Below are 24,257 nucleotides of genomic sequence, written 5' to 3'. Positions count from 1 at the left end.
TCCTTTCCTTCGACGGACCGCGGCAGAGGGCATGCCACACAGGACGGAGATGGTCGACATGGTCGACCCGGTTGAGGAGTTCGACCTGCTCGTCGTAGGCGGCGGAAAGGCCGGCAAGACGCTTGCCATGGATTGGGCCAGGAGCGGCAAACGGAGGCCGTGGAGTACCTGGCCGGGCAGCTCGGCATCGCCGACGCCTCGTGCGTGAAGCGGTACCCGGAGCGCCGATCGACGGTGTACGAGCACGCGGCGGAGATCCAGAAGCGGTTCAAGTACCGGGACTTCACCGATCGGAAGTGGGGTCGGGAGTTCCGCGGCTTCCTGTACGGGCGGGCGTGGACGCATGCCGAGGGGCCTGTGGCGCTGTTCAACCACGCGGTGACGTGGCTGCGGAAGAACCGGGTGCTGCTGCCCGGCGCTTCGGTGTTGGCCCGGCAGGTGTCGGAGGCCCGGACGGTTGCCGAGCGGCGCTTGTACGAGGCGGTGGCCCGCGCCGCGTCCCGGGCCGATCCGTCGCTCGCGCCGGCGCTGGCTGAGCTGCTGGTCGTGCCGGAGGGCAAGCGGGTCTCCGAGCTGGAGCGGCTTCGTACTCCGCCGACGAAGTCGACGGGTACGGCGATGGTGCGGGCCATGGAGCGGGGGGAGAAGATCTCGGCGTTCGCGCTGGGGCGGGTGAACCTGTCCCGGGTGCCGGTGAACCGGCTGTCCACTCTGGCCCGGTACGGACAGTTGAGCAAGGCGCAGACGATCGAGCGGGCGCCGGAGCCGCGGCGGACCGCGCTGTTGACGGCGGTGGTGCGTCAGTTGGAGGCGCAGGCGGTCGATGACGCGCTGGACCTGTTCGCGGTGCTGATGGCGAACCGGCTGATCAGCCCAGCCCGCCGGGCGTCGGACCGGGACCGTCGCGATGCTGCCGCAGCTGGAGAAGGCGGCCCGCGTCCTGGCGAAGGCGTCGAAGATCCTCACCGAGGAGCTGGACCTGGTTGCCGAGGCCGGGACGGACCTGGACGTCGGCGCGTTGTGGGCGGCGGTCGAGGAGGCCGTGCCGCGTACGGCGGTCGTGGGGGCGGTCGCGACCGTGGAGGCCCTGGTGCCGGAGGACGACGGGTCGGCCGAGGCGGCGATGCGGGAGAAGCCGGCCCTGCGCTACAACACCGTCCGGCCCTTCCTGTCCCTGCTGGGTGAGTCGGACGCGCTCGGTGCGGCCCCGGCCGGGCGGCGGGCGCTCGCCGCGGTACGCCGGCTGCCCGCGCTGTCGCGGCGGCGGGTCAAGGACCGGCCGCTGCTGCCCCGCGAGGTCGACGCCGAACTCGTGCCGGCGATGTGGAAGCGGGCGGTGTTCTCCAACTCGAAGCTGCCGCAGGGCGCAGTCGACCGTGACGCGTACGTGGTGTGCGTGCTGGAGCAGCTGCACCGCGCGCTGAACCGGCGGGACGTGTTCGCCTCGCTGTCGAACCGGTGGGCGGACCCGCGCGCGAGGCTGCTGGACGGGCCGCGGTGGGAGGCGATGAAGGCGGACGTGCTGGCGGGCCTGTCCCTGTCCGAGGACGCCGCCGAGCACCTGGACCAGCTGGTCCGGGCCCAGGATGCCGCGTGGCGGCAGATGGCCGACCGGCTGGAAGAGGCCGGGGACGACGCGAAGATGGAGGTCGTCGTCCCCGAGGGCGGCGGCAGGGCCAAGTTGTCGGTGGACAAGCTGGGTGCGGTGGGTGAGCCGGAGTCGCTGACCTGGCTGAAGAACACCACGGAGGCGATGCTCCCCCGGATCGACCTGCCGGACCTGCTGTTCGAGGTCCATTCCTGGACCGGGTTCCTCGACGCCTTCGGTCACGTCTCCGAGCGGCGCACCCGCATGGAGGGCCTGCTCGTCTCCCTGGTCGCGCTGCTGGTCTCGCAGAGCTGCAACATCGGCCTGACCCCGGTCATCGACACGGAGAACAAGGCGCTGACCCGCTCACGCCTGTCCCACGTCGACCAGAACTACGTGCGCGCCGACACCATCGCCGCGGCGAACGCCGCACTCATCACCGCCCAGTCCCGCATCGAGCTGGCCCAGATGTGGGGCGGTGGGCTGCTCGCCTCCGTCGACGGCCTGCACTTCGTCGTCCCCGTCAAGAGCATCAACACCGGCCCCTCGCCCAAGTACTACGGCTACAAACGCGGCGTGACCTGGCTCAATGCAGTAAACGACCAGGTGGCGGGGATCGGCGCGATGGTGGTGCGCGGCACGCCGCGCGACAGCCTGTACACGCTGGAGACCCTGCTGAACCTCGACGGCGGGGTGAAGCCGGAGATGGTCGCGACCGACAACGCCTCGTACTCGGACATGGCCTTCGGCCTGTACAAGATGCTCGGCTTCCGCTTCGCCCCGCGCTTCCGGGACCTGGAAGACCAGCGGTTCTGGCGGGCCGACCTGCCCGACGACGGGGAGACGCCGGCCGCCGGGTACGGGCCGCTGGAGGCCGTCGCCTGCAACAAGGTCAACCTCAAGCGGATCGCCACGCACTGGCCGGACATGCTCCGGGTCGCCGGGTCGCTCATCACGAACCAGGTCCGGGCCTACGACCTGCTGCGGATGTTCGGCCGTGAGGGCCACCCCACCCCGCTGGGGGCCGCGTTCGCCGAGTACGGGCGGATCGACAAGACCATGCACCTGCTCGCCCTGGTCGACCCGGTGGACGACACCTACCGGCGGCTCATGAACCGGCAGCTTACCGTGCAGGAGTCCCGCCACCGCCTGGCCCGCGCGATCTGCCACGGCGGCCGGGGCCAGATCCGACAGGCGTACCGCGAGGGCCAGGAGGATCAGTTGGCCAGTCTGGGTCTCGTTCTCAATGCCGTCGTGCTGTGGAACACCCGCTACTTGGACGCTGCTGTTGCCCGGCTCCGCGCCGAGGGCCACGCCGTCAAGGACGAGGACGTCGCCCGGCTCTCCCCTCTCAAGGACCGGCACATCAACTTCCTGGGCCGCTACCTGTTCAACATCAAGGCCAGCGGCCCGGCCAGGGCCTGCGCCCCTTCCGCGACCCCGACGCCGCTGAGGACGACGAGGAAGAGGCCTGACATCCTGGGCGTATCCGGGACGTCAGGCCGTTCGTTCGCTGCTGGCTACCGGGCCCTGGGGCCGGGGGCGGGCGGGGTGCGCGGTCGCAGGCGCTCTCCCTGCGGCCCGAACATGATCAGGTATTCGACCGGGCCGCCGGGGCCGGCGTTCGCGACCCCGTGGGGATTGCGGGTGTCGAACTCGGCGACGTCCCCGGCACTCAGGAAGAGGTCCTGGTCGCCGAGTGCGAGCCACAGCCGCCCGTACAGGACGCACAGCCATTCCCAGCCGTCGTGGGAGACCTGCCGGGGCCGCGCGGGCGGCTCCTGGACGGCGGGTAGGACGTGTTTGTGGGCATGCAGGCCCCCGACGTACCGGGTCAGCGGCAGCACCGCCTTGTCGTCGCCGAAACGCTGGAGCGCGGAGGTGCGGGGCTCGGCGGCGGGAGCGGTGCCGGCCAGCTCGTCCAGGGAGACGCCGTACTCCTTCGCCAACTGCAGCACCACTTCCAGGGTGGGCTTGCGTCGGCTGGTCTCGATCCGCGACAGCGTGCTCGGGGCGATGCCGGTCGCGCAGCTGACGCCCGTGAGCGTGGAGCCGCGGTGTTCGCGTGCGGCCCGCAGCCGGGGGCCCATCGCCGCCAGCGTGTCGGCCACGTCGTCGCCTGTCACCCGCTCTGCCCCCTTCCGGACGTGCCGCTCCACCATCCTGTCCTGCAAGTTTGCCAGATTGGCAAGGGTAATCGCGGTGGACGGTCGCTGCGCCGCATGATCGATGCGTACCTGCGTCCACCCGCGAACCGAGAGAAGACCCCATGCAGCCCGAGCCGTCCGCCGCACTCCGCCACCGCACCGTCGAGGCCCCTGCCGGGCGCCTGCACCTGGTCGAGCAGGGCACCGGCCCGCTGGTCCTGCTCGTGCACGGCTTCCCCGAGTCCTGGTACTCCTGGCGCCGCCAGCTCCCGGCCCTCGCCGCGGCCGGCTACCGGGCGGTGGCGCTCGACGTGCGCGGCTACGGCCGCTCCTCCAAGCCTGCGGAGACCGATGCCTACCGGATGCTGGACCTGGTGGAGGACAACGTCGCCCTCGTGCACGCCCTCGGCGAGGAGAACGCGGTGGTCGTCGGCCACGACTGGGGCTCCAACATCGCCGCCACCTCCGCCCTGCTCCACCCCGAGGTCTTCCGGGCCGTCGCCCTGCTGAGCGTCCCGTACGCGCCACCCGGCGGCCCCCGCCCCACCGACATCTTCGGCCAGATCGGCGGCCCCGAGCAGGAGTTCTACGTCTCCTACTTCCAGGAGCCCGGCCGCGCCGAGACGGAGATCGAGCCTGACGTGCGGGGCTGGCTCGCGGGCTTCTACGCCGCCCTGTCCGCCGACACCATGCCCGCCCAGGGCGAGCCCGACCCGCACTTCGTCGCCCACGGCGGCCAGCTGCGCGACCGTTTTCCCGCCGGCATCCTCCCGGCCTGGCTGGCCGAGGACGACCTCGACGTCTACGCCGGAGAGTTCGAGCGCACGGGTCTGACCGGCGCCCTCAACCGCTACCGCAACGTGGACCGCGACTGGGAAGACCTCGCCCCCCACCGCGGCGCCCCGATCAAGCAGCCGTCCCTGTTCATCGGCGGCGCCCTGGATGCCTCCACCACCTGGATGTCCGACGCTATCGACGCCTTCCCCACCACCCTCCCCGGCCTGACCGCCTCCCACCTCGTAGAGGGCTGCGGCCACTGGATCCAGCAGGAACGCCCCGAGGAGATCAACCGTCTGCTGACCGGCTGGCTCAACACCCTCACGGGCTGAACCGCCAGGCGCGGCCGGGGCTTCTGCACACGGAACAGTTCGGCCCGCGTACCCAAGCGCAGCGGCTACGGCCGGGTGCTGCGTGATTCTCACAAATGACCAGTTGCGAGAGTTCTGCGAACACACCGGTGCTGCTCACTAATCCGCAGGCGGCCGTTCGCAGAACCCCTCTCAAAACCAGCGTGTTGTGCGAGACAGTTCTGACAGACTGCGCGGGTGGACCTGACGCCCAATCAAGCAGCAAACGCGGTAGAACGAAACGACTGTCCCGAAGTGTGAAGCCCCGGCGGGCAGCGCCTGCCGCACTCGGAGCGGGAAATGCGTAACGAAGTACCACACCGCCCGCTTCATCCTCGTCCCCGCGCTCCGCGAGGAACTGGAGGTGACCGTCCCCGAGGACCGCGGCCCGGGGCGGCCGTGGAAGGCGGGCCCGCCCGCCGAAGCTCCGCCGGCCGCCGCGACGGCCAAGCCGATCCGGATCGGGTACGCCCGCTGTTCGACCGCCCAGCAGGAACTCGCCTCCCAACTCGCCGCACTCGAACCGGTCTGCAAGCGGATCTTCTCCGAGAAGATCTCCACCCGGATCAAGACGCGGCCGGAGCTGGAGAAGGCGTTGAAGCTCGCGTACGACATCAAGGAGGCCGCCCCCGACCAGGAGGTCATCCTCACCGTCCACGAACTCAAGTGCCTTGCCCGCAACGCCGCCGAGCTGATGACCCTCTCCGGCCAGCTTCAGGACGCCGGCGTCCAGCTCGAACTCCTCACCGGCCCGCTCACCGGCATCTACGACCCCAACGGCATGGGCGCGATGTTCTTCGCCGTGCTCGCCGTCGCCGCCCAGCTCGACCGCAACTACATCCGAGAGAAGACCCTGGAGGGCCAGCAGACCGCCGCTGCCAAGGGCAACCACGGCGGACGCCCCAAGGTCATCGACGACGACATGCTCACCTTCGCCGTCGCGCTGAAGAACAAGGGTGTCCCCGTCCCCGACATCGCGAAGAAGCTGACGATCAAGGCGGGCAAGAACGCGGGACGCCACCCGTCGGTCGCCTCGCTCTACCGGGCGCTCGCCGAAGCCGAGGAAGCCGACGCGTCCGACGACGCACAGGTCATCGGCCCCGCCGCCCGGTCCGCGCCCGCATCACCGGCCGCGGAAGCGGCACCGACCCGGAGCTGATGGAACGGCTCACCGCACAAGTCCTGGACGGCGACACCGTGAGCCTCCGCCAACTTGAGACGCAGGTCAAAGGGCTGGCGTGAGGGTCGCCCCAGGTTCTCACGCTGGTCGGAGGCGGCAGTCTCCGGAGTAGATCGTCTGTCAGCGGTTGACTCCCGCCCAGAACCGGTCTCGATGTTCTGCCCGTTCTGTTCTTCAGGGCCGGTGACCCGGCACCGCCGGTCTCAGGACCAGGCGATCTCGCCATGGCGGTCGATGAAGCGTCCGGTGCCGGCACCGGGCCCCTCGGTGGCGAGGGCGACGATCGCGTCCGTGCCCTCGGTGACAGTCTGGGAGCCGCTGTGACCGTTTATGTCGGTCGCGGTGTAGCCGGGGTCGGCGGCGTTGACGCGAATGCCCCTGAGCCCCTTGGCGTACTGCGTGGTCAACATCGTCAGCGCCGCCTTCGAGGAGGCGTACAGCGGCACGGCGACGAGCGACTCGGACCGGCCGGGGTCGTGGGTGAAGGCGAGGGAGCCCATGCCGCTGCTGACGTTGATGATCACGGGGTCGTCCGAACGGCGCAGCAGCGGCAGGAACGCGGTGGTGGTGCGGACCACGCCGATGACGTTGACGTCGAGGACGGCGTGGGCGTCGGCGGCGGTGAGGTCGCCGGGATCACCGAAGGGACCCTGGACCCCCGCGTTGTTGATCAGGACGTCGATCCTGCCCTCGTGCTCGGCGACGTCCGCGGCGGCGGCGGTCACGGACGCGTCGTCGGTCACGTCGATGGGGACGAAGCGTGCGCCCAGCGCGGCGGCTGCCTCCTCACCCCGCTCACGGTCGCGGGCTCCCAGGAGAACGGTGTGACCGCAGGCGATGAGGCGGCGGGCGGTCTCGCGGCCGATGCCCTTGTTGGCTCCGGTGATGAAAGTGATCGTCATGCCTTCGATGGTTGCCTGGACGAGGGAGCCGGACCAGGGACGCTTCAACGGTGGGAAGACCAGTACCACCCTCGCGCCCCCGCATGTGATCGGGGATGCAGGAGGATGGAGAGCATGACGACGACACCCCCCGGCGCCGGACTGGGCGCGGCGATCCGCACGTGGCGGAACCGGCTGCCCCCGTCGGCCGCTGGGCTGCCGGTCGTCCACAAGCGCCGGGCTGTCGGCCTGCGGCGCGAGGAACTGGCCGACCTGGCCGGAGTGTCGGTCGACTACGTCGTGCGCCTGGAGCAGGGGCGGGCCACGACACCCTCGGCGTCGGTGGTGGCGTCCCTGGCGCGCGCCCTCCAACTGTCCACCGCCGAGCGGGATCACCTCTACCGGCTGGCCCAGATCGTGCCGCCGGCGGACGGCACGATCTGCGACCATCTCCCGCCCGGTATGCAACGAGTGCTCGTCCGCCTCGGAGACGTACCGGTGGCCGTGTTCGCGGCGGACTGGCAACTGGTGTGGTGGAACCACGGGTGGGCCGCCCTGCTGGGAGACCCCTTGGCCTCGCCGCCGCGGATGCGCAACTTCGCCCGCGACAGGTTCCCGGTGGGCGCCGATCACACCCCCCTCGCGTTGTGGCCGGTCACCGAGACGGACCCCGACACCGCCGACGCCGCCCTCGTCTCCGATCTGCGCCGCGCCACCGGCCGCTTCCCCCGGGACAGCCGCCTGGCGGCGCTGGTCCACGACCTGAACGCAGGCAACGAGAGGTTCGCCGAGCTGTGGGCGAAGGGAGAGGTGACCGCGAACCGCGAGGTCCGCAAGACGGTCGAACACCCGTCGGTGGGCCCGGTCACGGTGGACTGCGATGTCCTGACCGACGGCGACACCGAACTCAAGATCGTCATCATGACCGCCGCGCCGGACAGTGAGGACGAGACCAAACTCCAGCTCACCACCGTCGTCGGCCCACCGGCCAGCACGCGCAACTGATCCGCCCCGCGCGTCGGCCGACCGACGCCTCACAGTCCCCTGTCAATTCCCCTCGCCTCGCGGTGAACATTTCAAGCGGCCAACTCCACGGAGGGGTCGGCAGTGGGGCACGGCGCGACGAGACGCCAGGCTCAGCACGGCACCGATGACGTCGTGGCCCAGCTGCTCTCACAGGCCCGGAACGGAAACGCACAGTGATCCCCGTGCCGCTGCACCGCTGGAAGGATCCCGATCTCCTCGGCGCCACCGGCCCCGGGGAACACGGTCCCTTCGGCCCCTGGCCCGAACCCGAAGAGGATGAGACCGCTGCCGTATGCAGCACACCCGGGCCTCATCAGGAGTGGGGAACCGCAGCAAGATCAATCTCACCGGGATTTCCTGTACCTCAACTACTCACACCCGATGCAGCCGGGCGCTCATGATCTGGACCGATAGGTCAAGAAGGATGTATGCTGTTGAACATGGGACGACCGCGGAATTTCGACGAGAACCAGGTTCTGGAGTCTGCGCGCGAGCAGTTCTGGAATCAGGGCTACGCGGCGACGTCACTGCAGGACCTCACAGGCGCCACGGGACTGGGCAAGGGGAGTCTGTACGGGGCCTTCGGCGACAAGCGGCAGCTGTTCCTGCACGTGCTGGACGGCTACCGCGACGAACAGCTCAACAGCGTCCGGGCGGTCCTGACCGGGCCCGGTACGGCCTTCGAACGCCTGACCCTGCTCGTTGAGGGCGTGGCCAAGGGATTCACGGAGGACCCGCAGCGGCGCGGCTGTCTTCTGGTCAACAGCACGTCCGAGCTGCACAGCAATGATCCGGACGTCGTCTCCCGGGCCCGGAGCAGCTACCAAGCGGTCGAAGATCTTCTGATCGCCTGCGTGAAGGAAGCCCAGGACGAGGGGACGATCGAACCGGGGGCGGACGCCCAGGAGGTCGGGCGGCTGCTCCTTGCCGTCATGCAGGGCATCGAGTTTCTCGCGAAGACCGGCATGGACGGCTCAGCTCTGCTGCAGATAAGCCAGGCCGCCCTCAAGCAGCTCTCCCGACACTGACCATCCTGCGGGCCAGCACCTTCACAGGTGACGTACCGACCGGCAGGGACCCGGGTGGGCCCGCTTGAGTCGGCTGCGAGCACGCGCATTACCTGCCCTCCGAGCACCCCCACGAGTGGCCCGGGCGCCCGCCCCAGCGCGGTTGACGGCCTGCCCCTATCACCATGCCCTTGAGCAGGCACTCCGGCCGGGCGGCTGCGCCATCGACTGCGCCGCAACGCGGGCCGGACGACGCTCCGGCAGCCGACGGCGCCGGCCCATTGCGCACGGGCCCTGACGGCAAAGTCTCCAGGCTACCCAAGTCCGCGCGGGACCTCGCTCGCGCCTCACTTCCGCACGCCGACGGCGATTCGCCAACCGGTGCATTGATCCACTGACTTCGCAATGCACCTGAAGAGGACACAAGTTCTTGACCGTGTGGTCCATAAGCTCTACGTTTGGCCTACGACCCGCGGATTCGCTATTGCAAGTAGACGTCGGGTCGGCGGCAGACGGGCACAGACTGTTCCGCTGCACGGCACAGAGAAGCCGGGCGGAATGCGCGAGGGGTCTCGCGTGCCCACCGCAAACGCCTGCACCCGCCCAAACGAAAAGTGATCACCATGACCACCGCTGCCCAGCCGCCCTTCCCCTACAGCCTCCACAACGTGACGATTTCCGTCAGCGACCTCGACGCGTCGATCCACTGGTGGAACCGGGTGTTCGGCCTCACCCTGCTGGCTAAGTCCCGCTTCGACGCCATCGGAGCGGACGTCGCCTTCCTGGAGGGCCCCGGGTTCCGGCTCGAACTCCTTCAGCCCGCAGACGGTGTGCGGATCCCCGAACTGACGGCAGAGCCCCCCGCCCACATCCGCCCGATCGGCACCAAGGCCCTGGTCTTCCGCGTCGAAGACCTCGCCGGCGTGACCCTCACCTTCCGTGACCTGGGCGTGACGACCGTCTGGGAGCAGATGGACCTCGGCGGCGGCAGCATCTCGACCGCGATCCGCGACAACGACGGAAACCTCATCAACGTCTTCCAGCAGGGCGCAAGCCCGATCGGCTGACACGGCGAACCGATCGCCCAGGCTGCCGAGCCAGTTTCAGGGGCTCCAGACATGGTTGGAGGGCGAAGTAGGTGTTGCCCACAACGGCGTGGTCGGGGAAGGGGAGGCACAGCTCGGCGAAAAACTCCGGGCCTGCAGGAACAAGAGGGGTCTCCGGTAGGAGGAAGGGCCTGTGCTAGCGGCGTGGACCGGGCAGGGCTGGTCTGCTGGTGGTGCTCCAGCGCGGGACGCTGGCCGCGGGGAGCGCGGCCGGGCGGCGGGACGCCGCGGTCCCGCTGCACATCGAGCGGGGTGGGGGCCGGCGGGCCGGGCGGAATGATCGAGGTGAGCTGGGCCATGCCCTTGATGTAGCTGAAGGTGTTCGCGCGCCACCGGGGCAGTGGAGCCGGATCGGCGACGCACCGGGTGACGGCGGTGAGCAGGGCGACGGGGGTGTCGGTGCTGGCCGTGGCGTACCAGACGGGCCGGTCGATGGAGTTGCCCGCCCACAGCTGCCAGCGGGCCTCGCGTGTCGTCAGTTCGGCTTCCGCGTCGAGGTCGCCGGTGGTGAACTCCAGCCCGGCGAGTGCGTCCGGGGCCTGGATGGCGAAGACGCCCCAGCGGGGGCGGTCGATCTCCCAGCCCTGCTTCAGGAGGGGCACGACGGCGAGGAAGGGATCGTGTTCGTCGCTCCCGGAGACCGGCCGGGCGAGGTAGCCGTCCGGTCCCTGCTGGTACGCAGTGGCGAGGGCCGTGGTGAATGCCTGGACGAACTCGGTCGGGGCACGGTCGTTGAAACAGACGCCCCAGGTCGGCAGCCCGAACGGATCGCGGTGGGCGTTGATGCGCCAGAGCCCGTCGTCCTCCCCTTCGAGGAGGTAGCCCAGGCGGACCTTGCGGTCGGGGGCGTTGGCATAGGCGTTGCCGATTATGTGGAATCAGGTTTGTCAAGGCTCACTGAGCGCTCACTGGGTCGAGAACATCGCATCAGGGACAAGATCATCAACCACCCGCCAGACACTGCCCGACGCCATCCCCAACTCCCAGCCGCCGCACCGAAGTCATTCTGAAATGATCAGTTAGGCGCGGGCTTCTGCGGCCGTCCGGCGGTGATCATCGGCCATCTGCACTGTCTGTGGTTCCGACACGCTGCCGCTGTCAAGGCCGCAGGTGCATCGGACCACTGCGTCCCCGGTCGGGTCATGCTCGATCCATCCTCCCCGGTGGGTTCTGTTCCGGGTGATGGTGTGCACGACTGTCGTGTGTTCCGCCATGCGCCCATGCTGATGGCCGGGCTCGGCCTGCCAACATGACGCCCGCCGAGTGGGCGACCGCTGCGGGCCAGCCGAGTGGGCGACCGCTGCGGGCCAGCCGAGCGGGCACCCTCGCCGAGCCAGATGGCTGTCACGCGGGCGTGTCGGGGATCAGCTCGTCTGCGTGTTCGCCCGTGACCAGGTAGACCATGCGCTGGGCCACCGACACCGCGTGGTCGGCGAATCGCTCGTAGTAGCGGCCGACCAGAGTGACGTCCACGGCGGTTTCCACGCCGTGCTGCCACCGGTCGTCCATGAGGTGCTGGAAGATCGTGCGGTGCAACCCGTCCATGCGGTCGTCGTCTTTCTCCAGCTGGAGTGCCGCATGGACGTCCTGGGTGATGATCACTTCGGCGGCCTGCGCCATCAGGCGCTGGGCGAGCCGGCCCATCTCCAGGACCGTACGGCGTAGATCGCGCGGCACGGCGCGGTTAGGAAACCGCATCCGGGCAAGCTTGGCCACATGCTGGGCCAGGTCACCAGAGCGTTCCAGGTCCGCGCTCATGCGCAGCGAGGTGACCACGACCCGCAGATCCGTGGCTACCGGCTGCTGCCGTGCCAGCACCGCGATCGCCCGGTTCTCCAGGTCGCGCTGGAGGTCATCGACCTTTTCGTCGGCTGAGATCACGCTCTCGGCAAGCTGCAGGTCGGCATCGAGGAGAGCGGCCGTGGCCAGGCCGATGGCCGAGCCGACCAGGTTCGCCATCTCCACCAGACCATCACTGATCGAGGCCAGTTCCTCGTGGTAGGTCTCCCGCATCGCGTCCTCCCCGTCCAGTCGTGTGCCGGCCTTCGCCCGTTGCCAGGCTCGCACACATCGCGCGCAGAGCACTGGCCGCCTAGCGCGACCTGGCGGCTACCCAGATCCGGGGGACCATGGAAGCACTGCGAGATGCATGGAACAGGCCGCAGCCTGAAGCAGAGCGGGGCCGCGTGCCGCGCCGGGCAGGCGGAGGGAGTGCCTGGGATGAGGACAGCCGACCTCTTCGGGGGCGAGGGCGACCAGGCGGGCGCCGGGCCGCCGCAGCGCAGTGGGCTGCTGGATCTGCTGAGTGTCGCGGCGGTGCTGCTGGATGCCGAGGGCCGGATCGTGTTGTGGAGCCCGCAGGCCGAGGAGCTGTTCGGCTACACCTCGCAGGAGGCGCTGGGCCAGTACGCGGCGCGGCTGCTGGTCGACGAGCAGAACCTGGACCTGATGATCAGGCTGTTCACCGAGGTCATGAGAACGGGCCAGGGATGGGCCGGCGCCTTCTCTGTCCGGCACAAAGACGGCAGTACCCGGCTGGTGGAGTTCCGCAACATGCGGCTGCTGGACGACCGGGGTGACTTCTATGCCCTGGGCATCGCCACCGACGAGGCAATCCTGCGCCAGGTGGAACGGGACCTGGCCCTGTCCACGCGGCTGGTATCGCAGTCCCCGATCGGGCTGGCCGTCTTGGACACCGACCTGCGGTACGTGGCCGTCAACCCGGCGCTGGCGCAGATCAACGGCGTCCGAGCCGAAGACCACCTCGGGCGACCAGTCCGCGAGGCCCTGCCTTTCCTGGACGTCGATCCGATCGAGGCCGCGCTGCTGCATGTCCTCACGTCCGGAGAGCCCCTGATCGACCAGCACAGTGTGGGACGCACCCCCGCCGACCCCGACAACGATCACGCCTGGTCAGCCTCCTACTACCGGCTCGACGGTCCCGGCGGGCGGGTACTGGGGGTAGCCGTCGTGCTGGTGGATGTCACCGATCGGCATCGTGCCCGGCAGCGCTTGGCCCTGATCGCCGACGGCTCCGCCCGTATCGGCACCACCTTGGACGTCGAACAGACCGCCCGCGAGCTGGCCGACGTCGCCGTCCCCGAGCTCGCCGACATCGCGGCCGTTGACGTCCTGGACTCCGTCCTGGACGACCGCCAGCCGACGGCACCCGGCGCCGGCCGGGCACTCTTCCGCGCCCTCGCCGTGCAAGCCGCGTACCCCACCGAGGCCGTCCGCGCCGCCGACCCTGCCGGCCACCTCGCCAGCTACGGCGCCCAGCGCCTGGCCACTCAATGCGTGCGGACCGGCCGCCCCATCCTGATACCCCACGTCGGCGAGCGGGACCTGGCCCGTATCGCCCGTGACGCCGAGGCCGCCGCCATCCTGGCCCGCGCCGGCGTCCACAGCTATCTCATAACGCCCCTGACCGCCCGCGGCGAGGTACTCGGCACCCTGGGCCTCACCCGCGCCCGCAACCCGCTGCCTTTCGACAACGACGACCTCACCCTGGCCGGTGAACTGGCCGATCGAACCGCGGTGTGCATCGACAATGCCCGGCTGTACCAAGGCGCACGCAACATCGCTGTGACCCTCCAGCGCAGCCTGCTGCCAGACCTCCCACCCAAACAGGCGGGCCTGGAGGTCGCCTCCCGATATCGGCCCGCCGGAACGACCATCGAAGTCGGGGGCGACTGGTTCGATGTCATCCCCCTCACGGAAGACAAGACCGCGCTGGTCGTCGGCGATGTGATGGGCAGCGGCATAAGCGCCGCCACCACCATGGGACGCCTGCGCACCGCCACCTCCACCCTGGCCGACCTCGACCTCCCACCGACCGAGGTGCTGCACCACCTCGACAAGATCACCGCAGACCTGGAGCAGTACGCCACCTGCGCCTACACCGTCTACGACCCGCACCGCACCCTGTGCCACATCGCTGTCGCCGGACACCTGCCCCCCGTGCTGATGCGCGCGGGCGAGCCCCCCGAACTGCTCGATCTCCCCACCGGCGCACCCCTCGGGGTCGGCGGTGTCGCCTTCGAAGTCACCACCTTCGGCCTGGCGCCCGGCGACCAACTGGTCCTCTACACCGACGGCTTGGTCGAGACCCGCCACCACGCCATCGACGAACGCCTGGCCCTCCTCCTCCAACTGCTCCACAGCCCCGACCGATCCTCGGAAGAAACCTGCGACCGGCTCCTGGACGCACTGCGCGACCCGGACGACCACGACGACGTCGCCGTACTCATCGCCCGTGCCCGACGCTGGCCCCGCCTTACTCATCGTTTCTGAATGAGTTGAGCTCCGGGTCTTGTGCTCATCACCCGGTCCACCGCGCTCCGGCTCGTGGCAGTGGGAGACCAGGAGACCGTCACGGTGCCCTGGCAGGGCGGCCGACGCGCGACCGGGGAGCTCCCCGGCCAGTCGGTGATCTGGTCGGGCTGATCCTCGGTCCCGACCTTGGGCCCCAGCGCTGACGCCGACAGCGGCGGACAATGAGCAGGCGGGAGGAACAGGCCCGGTTCACCGGCTGTCACCGCGGTGCAGTCGGCGGCGGCCCGCCGACCCCGATGGTGGAGGCGAGGTGGCGCGGAGAGACGAAGACGTCTCCGTCAATCGTGTGCAGTTCGTCGTGAGAGGTCACAGGTTCCTGAAGGGGTGAAAGCGCAGGTGGGTCAGGCAGCGAGCATCAGGGCTTCCTGGAGGACGTTGCTGGAGCCGGTGTAGTGCAGCGTCCGCAGGCCCCAGCGGGCGGCGGCCTGGCAGTTGTCGGCACGGTCGTCCACGAACAGAACGCGTCGGGGATCGCGAACTCCGGTGGCCCGTATGGCGTGTTGGTAGGCAGCGGGGTCGGGCTTGCACACCTCAAGGCGGGCTGAGTACAGCGCCTGGGTCATCATGCGTCGCCACCCGTGCGTGTCGAGCACGGCGCTGAGATGGGCAGGTGCGTTGGACAGCAGCACCATCGGTAGTCCGGTGGCGTGGGCGCTGGCGTAGGACGGCCAGGACGCTCTCGTAGGTCTCGGTCCACATGTTCGTGTCCGCGGCGAGGAGTTCGCGCAGCAGGCGGGGGCCGGGGTGGGCGCCGAGGACGTCTGCCCAGTACGCCAAGTCGCTGAGCTGGCCGGCGTCGTAGAGGTCGCGGGTGTTCCAGAATGCTTGCTGGAAGCTGGTGAGATCGTCTTCGGGCCAGGAGGCGGTACGGGCCAGTCGGAGCCAGTGGGCGCGGCTGGGCTGTCTTCCGATGACGCCGTTGTAGTCGAGGATGACGGCGTCGGGGCTGGTGGGGTGGGTCAAGGGGCGGTGTTCTCCAGTGCACGGTGGGCGAGGGCGGCGAGGGCTGCTGCCAGTGCGACAGCTCCGCTGATCAGGAGTGCGGGGAGGCGTTCGGGCCGGGCGAGCCGGCCTCCGGCCTGCAGCCCGGCGACCATGCCGGCAGCGGCGGCGAGCAGGACGAGGGAGAGGCTGCCGGTCGTCAGGTGGGCGGCGTGCTGGACGGCCGGCATGCGGGCGCCCCAGACAGCCATCACCACACCCAGACCGAGGAAGTAGCCGGTCAGCAGGATGCGGCTGCGCCGGAGGGCTACGTCGTTGTGGCTCATGCAGGGCGCCCGCCAGCGATACGCTCCCCGGCCGGGAGGGGCTGTACGTGGATCCGGGTGCGGCGGACTGCTTCCTCGGTGCGGGCTTGTGCGAGGTCTGCGGTGGGCGCGGTGGTGATCAGGTAGCCGATCCGCGCGGTCCACATGTTGCCGCCGTCGGCCGGGAGGAGCAGCTGGTCGCCGGCCTGGTGCTGGAAGTGCACGCGGTCCAGCCAGTCCGGTGTGGTGCCGTCGAAGCCGAGGCGGAGCAGGGTGCCGGAGGTGTCCGGGTAGAGCAGCTGGATGGCGGCGGCCGAGGACCTGGTCGGGGTGAGGTCGGGGGCCCGGCCGCAGGCGATGTCGTAGGCGGCGCGCGGCAGGTCGATGCCGGTCGCGAGCCGGACGAGGTGGCCGATCATGTCGCCGCCGATCCGGCCGTTGACCTCGATGAGCCGCGGCCGGCCGTCGACCAGGCGCATCTCGACATGGCTGACGCCGTCGGTGATCCCCAGGGCGCTGATCGCGGCCTGTGCCACGGGGGTCACGACGTCGAGCAGCGGGTCTGCGGCGTCCACGCAGTGGGCGAGTTCCTCGAAGAAGGGCGGAGCGCTGACTGTCTTGCGGGTGACCGCGACCACGGTGATCTCGCCGCGGTAGGTGACGCACTCGACCGACATCTCGGGCCCGTCGAGGTACTCCTCCACGAGCACGCTGGTGGATTCCCGCCCGAGCCCGGCCGCCTGGTCGGCGAACGCGAAGGCAGCGGTGAGCTGGTCGGGGGTGTCGGCGCGGATCACGCCGATACTGGCCGCGTGCGCGGCGGGCTTCAGCACGAGCGGGTAGCCGATCCGCTGGGCCGCCGCCTGCGCCTCGGCGAGGGTCCGCACGCTCACCGAAGCAGCCGACGGCACGCCGTGCCGTGCGAACAGCGCACGGGACGTGGCCTTGTTCCGGCACGCCTGCATGGCTTCCGGGGCGGTGGTGGGCAGGCCGAGCTGGCGTGCGAGGCGGGCCACGGGCACGAGGTACCACTCGGTCCAGGTGAACACCCCCGCCAGGTCGTGACGTTCGGCGAGCATCCGGCCGGCGGCGGACAGCGCGGCCTGGTCGGCGGGGTCGGAGAGGACGACGCAGTCGCGCGGGTACGGCACCTCCCACGTGGGCTCTTCGCTGGTGATCAGGACTACGTCATAGGCGGCGGCCACGGACTGAAGGCAGTACGCGCGGTATGCCTCGGCCTCCATGCCGGCTGCGGCAACGACGAGGACGGCGGGGCGGTCGGACAAGGGCAAGCTCCTTGGATTCGGAGGATGGAAAGGTGCGGGGAAGCGGGCGAACCGCGGTGGCACCGGGACAGGTGCACGGTCGGCCGGGAGGGGTGGGGCCTCGGGCTGCGGCTGCTCACGCAGCCCGTGCGCTGGAGGGGGCGCGTGGGTGAGGCGGCCCCGTCAGGCGGTCTTTGGCTGGCAGAGGGTGCGAGGGCGGTGGCGTGGGAGGGGTGTCAGGCAGCGCGGCGGCGGCGCAGTTCGAACACGCTGGCCCGGTGAGGGTGGTTGTCGATCAGGCGGCGGGCATAGAGGGCGGTGTAGTTGTTGTTCAGCCCATCGACGCCGTACGGAAGTTGGCGGCGCAGGTCCTCGAACAGGTCCTTCAAGCTGACGCGGGTCGCGCCGGTGGCCAGACGACGGGCGGTCATGCGTTCCAGAGCGCGGTAGACGTGCGGGTTGCGGGCGTTGAAGGCATGGAACTGCTCGCAGGCTGCCGTATTGCATTGAATGCAACACATGTCGCGCTGGGCCAACTCGCTGAGCTGCAGGTGATGCTCAGGCTCACGCCGGGTTGGCTGCTGGTGGGGATACGCTGCCCAGGCACCCGTTACCGACTCAACGATGATGCGTTAGATGCATCGTGAGTGCTGTCGTTGATATGCCAGGAGCTGCGCATCTGGTCCTTGCCGACGGAGTCGTGCACCTGGACCCCGAACCGGCCGTTCTGGAAGCCATGCTGGAGGGCTGGGCACTGCAGCAGCGCACGCGCTTCTTGAACTGGGAATCGACGATCCGCCCCCGGATCGCGCTGATCCGTCGGCTGGCCCGCTTCACCAATGAGTACCCGTGGCAATGGGACTCCGCCGAGGTGGAGGCCTTCTTCGACGACCTTCGTACCCGGCGTCCTGGCAGGCCGCTGGCGGTGTCGACTGCACGGAACTACCAGAACGACCTACGGCTGTTCTTCGACTACATCACCGACACTCGCTACGGTTGGCCGTCCACATGCAACGAGCGATTCGGGCGGGCCCCGGTCCAGCTCCTGCACGAGTGGAACACGGTCACCCACACCAGCGAGTACGAGGGATCCGCCGAACGTCGTCCGCTCACCTACGACGAAGTCCAGACCCTTTTCGACGCCGCCGACGGCCGTGTCGAGGAGATCCGTGCACGACGACGCAAGGGCTCGCTCGCGGCCCTACGCGACGCCACGGTCTTGGAGACGGTCTACGCCTTCGGCTTGCGGCGCCAGGAAGCGTGCGGCCTGGACCTGTGCGACCTGCGCCGGAATCCCAAGGTCGCCGAATACGGCCGTTTCGGAGCGATCTTCGTCCGTTACGGCAAGGCCTCCAAGGGCGGACCTCCCAAGCGTCGCAGCGTTCTGACCGTCCCGGAAATGGACTGGATCGTCGGCGTTCTCGACCAGTACGTCAGCGAGGTCCGCCCCGCTTTCGTGCCGGGCAAGCACCCGGCGTTCTGGATCACCGAGCGGCGCGACCGGATGTCCCTGCGACGGCTGAACGAGGCATTCGAGACAGCGCGCCGGTCCGCCGACCTGCCGATGGAACTGGACCTGCACTCGCTGCGGCACAGCTACGTGACCCATCTGATCGAGTTCGGTTATCCAGAGAAGTTCGTCCAGGACCAGGTCGGCCACGCCTACGCCAGCACCACTGCCATCTACAGCCACGTCTCGGACGAGTACCGAAACCGGCTGCTGCGACGCTCACTGCAAGCCCGGTACGGCGATCTTTGGGGGCAGGAAACGTGATCAGGAAGATGGGCATCGACTGGCAGCTACGGATCCGGATGGCGGAGAAGGGCATGTTCCAGACCACGGAACTGGTTCCATTGCTGGCCGAACGCGGCGTGCATCTGTCACGTGAGCAGGTCTTTCGTCTCGTGACCCAGACACCGCAAAGGCTGTCCATGGACACGCTCGCCGCGCTGTGCGACATCCTCGCGTGTGAGCCTAACGACCTGATCCGGGTGGAGGTCACCACCGCTGAGGTGCGCAAGACTGCCGGCGAGCAGCCGGCGTCCCGGCCGCGGGCGCGTCGCACGACGATCCGGCGCCCTGGCGCGGAATGACCGCTCCCCTTCGCCTCGACGAGGCACATCGACAGGTCGTCGCCCACCTGGTCGCCCGGCTCACGGAGGTGACCGAAGAACAGGCAGCCCATGCACTGGAGCGCGGGAAGATCACAGCACGTTCCTGCGTCGGCCTCGCCCGCCATTTCCAGGAGCATCAGAATGCCCTGACGAATCCGGGCCCTACGCCCCCGCAGAATCTGGTCCGGCTCGCGCATGCGCTGGCGGACGCCGGGCACGGCCCGGTCACCCTGCCGACATGCGCTGGCTGCGGAAGGATCTCGCGCGAGCTCACGCATCGCCTCCCGGCCGGACACTGCTGTTCGGCCTGTGGTCAACGGGCGCGTCCGCCGAAGACCTGCTCGGGTTGCGGCCGACAGATGAAGATCAATGCCAGGGGCCCCAACGGTCCGCTCTGCGGTACCTGCTACGGCAAGCACGTTGCCACCACATGCGGACAGTGCGGGCGCATACGCCGCGCGACCTACCGCATGCCCGACGGCAGTGTCCGCTGTCAGGGGTGCCACCCACGCCCCAAGCGCACCTGCGTCGGGTGCGGAGTTCAAGCGCCTGTCCAAGCGATCTCGGCGGACGGTCCGGTCTGCCGACGCTGCTACCGACAACCTGAGCGCCGCTGCGGCAGCTGCGGAGAAGTACGCACGGTCAACCGGCGCGGTGGCGACGGCAGGCCCGATCTGTGCTCCCGTTGCTATCACGCACCGCCGGTCGCCTGTTCCTCCTGCGGCCGGCTCCGGACCTGCGCGCGCAGGGTGGCGGGCAAGCCGTTTTGCCAGAGCTGCTGTCCCCGCCCTACGGGCCCATGCGCACGCTGTCTTCACGACCGTCCTGTCCAGGCCTACTGGCCGATGGGCCCGGTTTGCAAACACTGCTACGCGGCAGTGCGCGCACGTCCCGGCGCCTGCGCTCAGTGCGAAGAGCGATGTGTACTCATTGGTTCCACCGAAGCAGGGGCTGGCATCTGTGGGCCCTGCGCCGGAGTCGATCTCACCTACGCGTGCCTGGGCTGCGGCACGAGCGACAGGATCTTCCGCGAGCAGTTGTGTACCCGTTGCTTCGCCACGAAACGATTGGCCGAAGCTCTCGGTGCACAAGACACAACGGTCCCTACACAGCGGCAGAACTTCCACTCGGCTCTCGCCGCGGCAGGACACCCCCGCAGAGTGGCGCATTGGTTGACCTGCGCCGGAGTGCCCGCCCTCCTGTCCCAGCTAGCCATTTCCGATGAGGAGATCACCCACCAACAGCTCGACGATCTACCCAACACGCCGACCACTCGCTACATCCGAGACGTCCTCGTCGTCGCCGCGGTGCTGCCGCCGCGGGACGAACGATTGGAGGCCCTGCCCCGCTGGGCGGACGCCCTCTTGGCCCAGGCCCCGCTCCCCCAGCGGCAGTTCGTCACCCCCTTCACTCATTGGTATCTGCTCCACCGCATCCGCCGGGTCCACCGGCACCGCCAGCTACGCGCCAGCACACAGCACCAGATGCGATCGCGACTGCGCCGGGCCCTGGAACTGCTCGACTGGCTCGACGAGCACGGCACCGCTCTCGGGGAACTCACACAGCCAGAACTCGAGATGTGGCTGGAGGAAGGGGCTGCAGAACGTCGTGAGGTGCGTGCCTTCGTCACCTGGGCGCGAGGTCGGGGTCTTGTCGCCGAGCTCGTAGTTCCCCGGGCTCGCATTGCCGCACCCAGTGTCTTCATGACGGACGAGGAGCAGGCCGAGCAACTGCACCGGTGTCTCGGCGACGATACTCTGCCTCTCGATGTTCGTGCGGCTGGTGCCCTGACGCTCCTCTTCGGGTTGCAGCACACCAAACTGCTCGAACTCACCGTGCGCGACGTCATAGACGACAACGTGATGGTGGCGCTCAACCTCGCAGGCCATCGCCTTCCGCTGCCGCCCGAAGTCGCCCAATTGGTCCGTGCGCTACGCGACCAGTGCCAGGCACGCTGGCAGCTCGATCAGACAGCCAGCACAACACCGTGGCTGTTCCCCGGACAGGAGCCCGCTCGCCCTCTCGGAGCCACCTACCTCAATTTGAAGCTCCGCCGACACGGCATCACGCCGCGCGCCGGCCGCAACAACGCTCGTCTCGCGCTGGCCACCGACCTGCCGGCATCCGTCCTCGCCGACTTCACCGGCACCAGCATCAGCAACGCCATTCGCTGGACCGGATACGCGAGACGCGACTGGCTCGACTACATCGCGTCCCGCACACAGATCTGACCGCTCTCCTGGACGGCGGCCGTGGTCAAGAGGGACCACCGCGAGTTGGGGGCGGTCATAGCGCCTCGGCGCATTCGTCCACGAACGCGCAAAGTCGGCGAATGAGGCTCAAATTGGAGGGGGTGGGGTCCGAGTCGTCCTGCATGTGAGGTGCATCCTGGAGCCACTGCTGCCACAGGCCACCCGGTTCCCGAAAGCGGTCGGCTTGACCACCTCCAAGGTTCAGGTCGATGAACTGGAGAGCGCCCATGACGACGGTTTGGTCGTATCCGAGGTCAGGGCGACGGAGGTAGCGATCAAGGTAGGCGGCGAGCAGATCAGCGTCGCGCTCCGTTCCGAAACTGGCCAGGGTCACGCTGTAGGCCAGTCCAACGCAGCAGACCTCGCTGGCCAGCAGGAGTGATCCGAAGCGCTCCCGGAACTCGGTCCGGCGTGAGACAGCTACGAGCCAAGCCGCAGTCCTCCGCTCTCGCCAGCCGCCCTCAAGAAGCTTGGCGATCTCATCTGCGGTGATGAGTCCCGCGTCCTCACGGAGATCTCGCATGAATCGGCCGTATGCAGGATTCTCCATGCGCAGCAAGCCGCCGCCGAGCTTCAGGTAGCGCCGCTCGGGCGTGACATAGCGGCGAACCAAGGCCAGCAACTCGGCATCATCGTGAGGATTGCGTATCACACAGTCGATCTTGCCTTGCCGCCGCGAAACAGAGCCAGCCCCTCCCTGGCCCTGATGTGAGTGAGTACGGCAGTTGGCACTTGTGCCGAAGTAAGTGCTCAGATCCAAGGCCCGCAAGTCAGCCGCCGTAGAGGCCCCACTCGTCGAGGCCCCCGTAGATGTGCGCTTCGAGGCATTGCGGGGCGTCAAGGCCCACGGCCTCACCCCGGTACACGGCGATGAGCGAGTCCTTGCCCCGCCACCAAGAGTCGGTCACGCCCTGTACTTCGGGCACTGGCTCGAATTCGCCGAGATCCAGTGCAGCGACGGCCTTGCGCGTGACTCTTGTGACGGTTGTGGCCCAGCGGCGGGCATGAGCGGCGAGCGCTAGGGATTCCACCCACCCGTCAGTGCTGGCATGCAGGGGCGTCCAGCGGTAGGCGTCGATACCAAACGCACCGTCGGGGCCGATCACGAAGCTGTAGGCCATGGACACCCGGCAGTCCCCTGCCGGGAACGACCAGCCTTTTGCGGGCATCTCCTCGGGGCAGTCGGCGTCCAGGACGCGCGGACCGCCCTCGTAGAACGGGGCCGGTGGCAGGGCGAGGCCGCCCCAGCGGTCCTGGAAGGCAGTGGCCCGTTCGATCTCCGCAGCGGGGACCCCGTGCTCGATCCACGCGGCGCGGTGTCGCCGGAAGTCCTGCCGGCGAACGCGGATGCCCTCCGTCTCGATGAACCGCTGGGCCCTGCGGCTCAGGCCGGCAGGCGCGATCGGGACGGGCGATACGGGCTGGTCAGCCATTACCGCTGCTCGCCATCACCGGCGTGGAGCACGGTTGACGCAATCTCCCGCACGCGCTCCAGGCTGATCCCTGTGCGCTGCTCGATGGCGAGGGGGTGGTCGGTGGGCTCCAGCTCGACGAAGGGGCGCTCGCCGACCGGACGGGTATGAACGCGCGTCTTCAGGTTGAGCGTTGTCGCCGGGTACACCGGAAGATCGGTGGTGAGCCAGCCGAAGTACGGCTTCTCGGCCTCGCGGCCGGGCCTGTCCCACAGATCTGAGGCCCGGGAGAAGCTTTCTCGGCTGAGCGAGACCCAGACGCCCCAGGAGAACACCTCGTCACTGCCGATGACCGGTATCTCGATCAGGCCCTTGACGAAGTAGTGCTGCCCGCGGACCACGCACTGGTCCGTAGAGAGCAAGCAGTCGTCGGCGTCGGCGAAGGCTGGATCCCACACGGCGGGGGCCTCGGCTGTGTAGTTCATCAGCAGCTCAGGGTGGTGGGCCCCGCAGCACGCACAGGTGAACCCCAAATCACTGGTCATGGGCCCGGAGCCTAGCGACGGACTTCAGACGTACCCGAAGGGGGCTTGCCCGGCCACCGCTCTCTGCGCGGCCAACTACCGCGCTACCCGACCACAGCTGGTTGCCCGAGGACAGGTGATGGCAAGCGGCTTCCCTGGCGCCTTGGCACTGGAATACCGCAGTTACGGAACAAGTGCACTCCGCCAACAGTGATGCTGCGGCCGGTCGCGCGGTGCGACCCGAGGGCGGCGATGGACATGACGTTCTCCACAGGCTGGGGCGCAGCGGGTTCAGGTGCGCAGGGTGGGATCCGTGCGCGGGAGTGTAAATCTAACGGCGGATCCGGAGATCATGGGAGAGACGTCAAGTGACTGACACCGCCGTGGAGTTGGAGACCGTGGAACCTGTCGAGAGTGTCCCGTCCGGGCAGCCTGCGCCCGTGTCTGACGAGCAACTGGTCGCGATGCTGATGGAACGGGCCCGGTCGGAGGGACTGCAGCTGACCGGGCAGGGTGGGCTGCTGCAGCAGCTGACCAAGCGGGTCTTGGAATCTGCCCTGGAAGGCGAGATCACCGATCACCTCGGCTATGAACGCCACGATGCTGTCGGCCGGGGCAGCGGCAACTCCCGCAACGGGAGCCGGGCCAAGACCGTGCTGACCGACGTCGGGCCGGTGGAAGTGAAGGTGCCTCGCGACACTGCCGGCAGCTTCGAGCCGCAGATCGTCAAGAAGCGACAGCGGCGCCTGACCGGCGTCGACGAGATGGTGCTTTCCTTGCCCGCAAAGGGTCTCACTCACGGAGAGATATCGGCTCATCTCGCCGAGGTGTACGGCGCCGAGGTCTCCAAGCAGACCGTCTCCACCATCACCGACAAAGTGATGGAGGGCATGGCCGAATGGCAGAACCGTCCCCTCGACCGCGTCTACCCGGTCCTGTTCGTGAACGCTATCAACGTCAAGATCAGGGTTCTGTCGACGATCTTGTGATGCGGACGTCTGAACGGGCCGTGCCGACTGTTCGCGATCATGCATCGCGTGCTCTC

The 24,257-nt window shown here is 68.9% G+C and carries 17 protein-coding genes and 5 pseudogenes; 11 read left to right on the top strand and 11 right to left on the bottom strand.

From position 1 onward, the window contains the following. Positions 1-159: 159 nt before the first annotated feature. A pseudogene (locus tag ACGFZQ_RS41660) lies at positions 160-3,063 on the top strand (Tn3 family transposase); the annotation flags it as partial. 45 nt (positions 3,064-3,108) lie between these two features. Here the strand turns inward: ACGFZQ_RS41660 and ACGFZQ_RS41655 are convergent. Next, on the bottom strand, positions 3,109-3,714 hold the full coding sequence (locus tag ACGFZQ_RS41655; protein WP_393844794.1) for a helix-turn-helix domain-containing protein: 606 nt from the start codon (positions 3,712-3,714) through the stop codon (positions 3,109-3,111). A gap of 143 nt (positions 3,715-3,857) precedes the next feature. On the opposite strand from ACGFZQ_RS41655, the gene ACGFZQ_RS41650 reads away from it, so the two are divergent. Continuing rightward, positions 3,858-4,844 (top strand): alpha/beta fold hydrolase, encoded by a 987-nt coding sequence (locus ACGFZQ_RS41650; RefSeq protein ID WP_393844793.1) that lies wholly within the window; start codon positions 3,858-3,860, stop codon positions 4,842-4,844. Between the two features lie 382 nt (positions 4,845-5,226). Next, positions 5,227-6,021: a recombinase family protein gene (locus tag ACGFZQ_RS41645; protein WP_393844792.1), complete on the top strand. Its 795-nt coding sequence runs from the start codon at positions 5,227-5,229 to the stop codon at positions 6,019-6,021. Positions 6,022-6,245: 224 nt separating this feature from the next. Here the strand turns inward: ACGFZQ_RS41645 and ACGFZQ_RS41640 are convergent, their stop codons facing one another. Then, a complete protein-coding gene (locus tag ACGFZQ_RS41640; RefSeq protein ID WP_393844791.1) occupies positions 6,246-6,944 on the bottom strand; it encodes an SDR family NAD(P)-dependent oxidoreductase in 699 nt (232 codons plus the stop codon). A gap of 105 nt (positions 6,945-7,049) precedes the next feature. Between ACGFZQ_RS41640 and ACGFZQ_RS41635 the strand changes: the two genes are divergently transcribed. From ACGFZQ_RS41635 to ACGFZQ_RS41625, 3 genes are all read left to right on the top strand, one after another. Then, positions 7,050-7,928 carry a helix-turn-helix transcriptional regulator gene (locus tag ACGFZQ_RS41635; RefSeq protein ID WP_393844790.1) on the top strand — a complete coding sequence of 293 codons (879 nt, stop codon included), beginning with the start codon at positions 7,050-7,052 and terminating at the stop codon, positions 7,926-7,928. Positions 7,929-8,389: 461 nt separating this feature from the next. Beyond that, a complete protein-coding gene (locus ACGFZQ_RS41630) occupies positions 8,390-8,977 on the top strand; it encodes a TetR/AcrR family transcriptional regulator (protein ID WP_393844789.1) in 588 nt (195 codons plus the stop codon). Between the two features lie 602 nt (positions 8,978-9,579). Beyond that, complete coding sequence (locus ACGFZQ_RS41625; protein ID WP_393844788.1) at positions 9,580-10,023, top strand: VOC family protein; 444 nt, start codon at positions 9,580-9,582, stop codon at positions 10,021-10,023. A 175-nt stretch (positions 10,024-10,198) separates the two neighbouring features. Here the strand turns inward: ACGFZQ_RS41625 and ACGFZQ_RS41620 are convergent. Beyond that, positions 10,199-10,931, bottom strand: a pseudogene (locus ACGFZQ_RS41620) (DUF317 domain-containing protein); the annotation flags it as partial. A gap of 475 nt (positions 10,932-11,406) precedes the next feature. After that, positions 11,407-12,075: a phosphate signaling complex protein PhoU gene (phoU, locus tag ACGFZQ_RS41615; RefSeq protein WP_393844787.1), complete on the bottom strand. Its 669-nt coding sequence runs from the start codon at positions 12,073-12,075 to the stop codon at positions 11,407-11,409. 207 nt (positions 12,076-12,282) lie between these two features. Here phoU and ACGFZQ_RS41610 point away from each other — a divergent pair, with 207 nt between their 5' ends. Continuing rightward, positions 12,283-14,355, top strand: a complete 2,073-nt coding sequence (locus tag ACGFZQ_RS41610; protein ID WP_393844786.1) for a SpoIIE family protein phosphatase — start codon at positions 12,283-12,285, stop codon at positions 14,353-14,355. Positions 14,356-14,738: 383 nt separating this feature from the next. Here ACGFZQ_RS41610 and ACGFZQ_RS41605 read toward each other — a convergent pair. The 4 genes and pseudogenes from ACGFZQ_RS41605 to ACGFZQ_RS41590 all read right to left on the bottom strand — a co-directional run bounded on the left by ACGFZQ_RS41605 (position 14,739) and on the right by ACGFZQ_RS41590 (position 17,430). Beyond that, a pseudogene (locus tag ACGFZQ_RS41605) lies at positions 14,739-15,360 on the bottom strand (HAD family hydrolase). A gap of 29 nt (positions 15,361-15,389) precedes the next feature. Then, positions 15,390-15,665 (bottom strand): annotated as a pseudogene (locus ACGFZQ_RS41600) (MFS transporter); the annotation flags it as partial. Further along, complete coding sequence (locus ACGFZQ_RS41595; protein ID WP_393844944.1) at positions 15,662-16,888, bottom strand: ATP-grasp domain-containing protein; 1,227 nt, start codon at positions 16,886-16,888, stop codon at positions 15,662-15,664. The gene ACGFZQ_RS41595 and the pseudogene ACGFZQ_RS41600, both read right to left, overlap by 4 nt. Before the next feature lie 257 nt (positions 16,889-17,145). Further along, the gene (locus ACGFZQ_RS41590) at positions 17,146-17,430 is read right to left on the bottom strand and encodes a hypothetical protein (RefSeq protein WP_393844943.1); all 285 of its coding nucleotides are present in this window, start codon (positions 17,428-17,430) and stop codon (positions 17,146-17,148) included. 140 nt (positions 17,431-17,570) lie between these two features. Here ACGFZQ_RS41590 and ACGFZQ_RS41585 point away from each other — a divergent pair, with 140 nt between their 5' ends. The 3 genes from ACGFZQ_RS41585 (at position 17,571) to ACGFZQ_RS41575 (ending at position 21,255) form a co-directional block, all read left to right on the top strand. Further along, entirely contained in the window at positions 17,571-18,683 is a 1,113-nt protein-coding gene (locus ACGFZQ_RS41585) for a tyrosine-type recombinase/integrase (protein WP_393844785.1), read from the top strand. Continuing rightward, entirely contained in the window at positions 18,680-19,003 is a 324-nt protein-coding gene (locus tag ACGFZQ_RS41580; protein ID WP_393844784.1) for a helix-turn-helix domain-containing protein, read from the top strand. Before ACGFZQ_RS41585 ends, ACGFZQ_RS41580 begins: the two co-directional genes overlap by 4 nt. A 1,208-nt stretch (positions 19,004-20,211) precedes the next feature. Next, on the top strand, positions 20,212-21,255 hold the full coding sequence (locus ACGFZQ_RS41575; RefSeq protein WP_393844783.1) for a hypothetical protein: 1,044 nt from the start codon (positions 20,212-20,214) through the stop codon (positions 21,253-21,255). A 55-nt stretch (positions 21,256-21,310) separates the two neighbouring features. Here the strand turns inward: ACGFZQ_RS41575 and ACGFZQ_RS41570 are convergent, their stop codons facing one another. The 3 genes from ACGFZQ_RS41570 to ACGFZQ_RS41560 form a co-directional block, all read right to left on the bottom strand. Further along, complete coding sequence (locus ACGFZQ_RS41570) at positions 21,311-21,928, bottom strand: DUF6000 family protein (protein WP_393844942.1); 618 nt, start codon at positions 21,926-21,928, stop codon at positions 21,311-21,313. 118 nt (positions 21,929-22,046) lie between these two features. Continuing rightward, complete coding sequence (locus ACGFZQ_RS41565) at positions 22,047-22,709, bottom strand: hypothetical protein (RefSeq protein WP_393844782.1); 663 nt, start codon at positions 22,707-22,709, stop codon at positions 22,047-22,049. After that, entirely contained in the window at positions 22,709-23,173 is a 465-nt protein-coding gene (locus ACGFZQ_RS41560; protein ID WP_393844941.1) for a DUF2199 domain-containing protein, read from the bottom strand. Before ACGFZQ_RS41560 ends, ACGFZQ_RS41565 begins: the two co-directional genes overlap by 1 nt. Positions 23,174-23,676: 503 nt before the next feature. Here ACGFZQ_RS41560 and ACGFZQ_RS41555 point away from each other — a divergent pair. Further along, positions 23,677-24,180, top strand: a pseudogene (locus tag ACGFZQ_RS41555) (transposase); the annotation flags it as partial. Positions 24,181-24,257: the final 77 nt, after the last annotated feature.

It is taken from the genome of Streptomyces sp. NPDC048254 (genome assembly GCF_043201895.1).
Classification (GTDB): domain Bacteria; phylum Actinomycetota; class Actinomycetes; order Streptomycetales; family Streptomycetaceae; genus Streptomyces.
This window is presented reverse-complemented; position numbering and strand designations above follow the sequence as displayed.

Excerpts from the sequence above, each read along its gene's own strand:
- ACGFZQ_RS41650 (WP_393844793.1), top strand. The coding sequence starts at position 3,858 with ATGCAGCCCGAGCCGTCCGCCGCACTCCGCCACCGCACCGTCGAGGCC.
- ACGFZQ_RS41640 (WP_393844791.1), bottom strand. The coding sequence starts at position 6,944 with ATGACGATCACTTTCATCACCGGAGCCAACAAGGGCATCGGCCGCGAG.
- ACGFZQ_RS41635 (WP_393844790.1), top strand. The coding sequence starts at position 7,050 with ATGGAGAGCATGACGACGACACCCCCCGGCGCCGGACTGGGCGCGGCG.
- ACGFZQ_RS41630 (WP_393844789.1), top strand. The coding sequence starts at position 8,390 with ATGGGACGACCGCGGAATTTCGACGAGAACCAGGTTCTGGAGTCTGCG.
- ACGFZQ_RS41625 (WP_393844788.1), top strand. The coding sequence starts at position 9,580 with ATGACCACCGCTGCCCAGCCGCCCTTCCCCTACAGCCTCCACAACGTG.
- phoU (WP_393844787.1), bottom strand. The coding sequence starts at position 12,075 with ATGCGGGAGACCTACCACGAGGAACTGGCCTCGATCAGTGATGGTCTG.
- ACGFZQ_RS41610 (WP_393844786.1), top strand. The coding sequence starts at position 12,283 with ATGAGGACAGCCGACCTCTTCGGGGGCGAGGGCGACCAGGCGGGCGCC.
- ACGFZQ_RS41595 (WP_393844944.1), bottom strand. The coding sequence starts at position 16,888 with ATGGAGGCCGAGGCATACCGCGCGTACTGCCTTCAGTCCGTGGCCGCC.
- ACGFZQ_RS41590 (WP_393844943.1), bottom strand. The coding sequence starts at position 17,430 with ATGTGTTGCATTCAATGCAATACGGCAGCCTGCGAGCAGTTCCATGCC.
- ACGFZQ_RS41585 (WP_393844785.1), top strand. The coding sequence starts at position 17,571 with ATGCCAGGAGCTGCGCATCTGGTCCTTGCCGACGGAGTCGTGCACCTG.
- ACGFZQ_RS41565 (WP_393844782.1), bottom strand. The coding sequence starts at position 22,709 with ATGGCTGACCAGCCCGTATCGCCCGTCCCGATCGCGCCTGCCGGCCTG.
- ACGFZQ_RS41560 (WP_393844941.1), bottom strand. The coding sequence starts at position 23,173 with ATGAACTACACAGCCGAGGCCCCCGCCGTGTGGGATCCAGCCTTCGCC.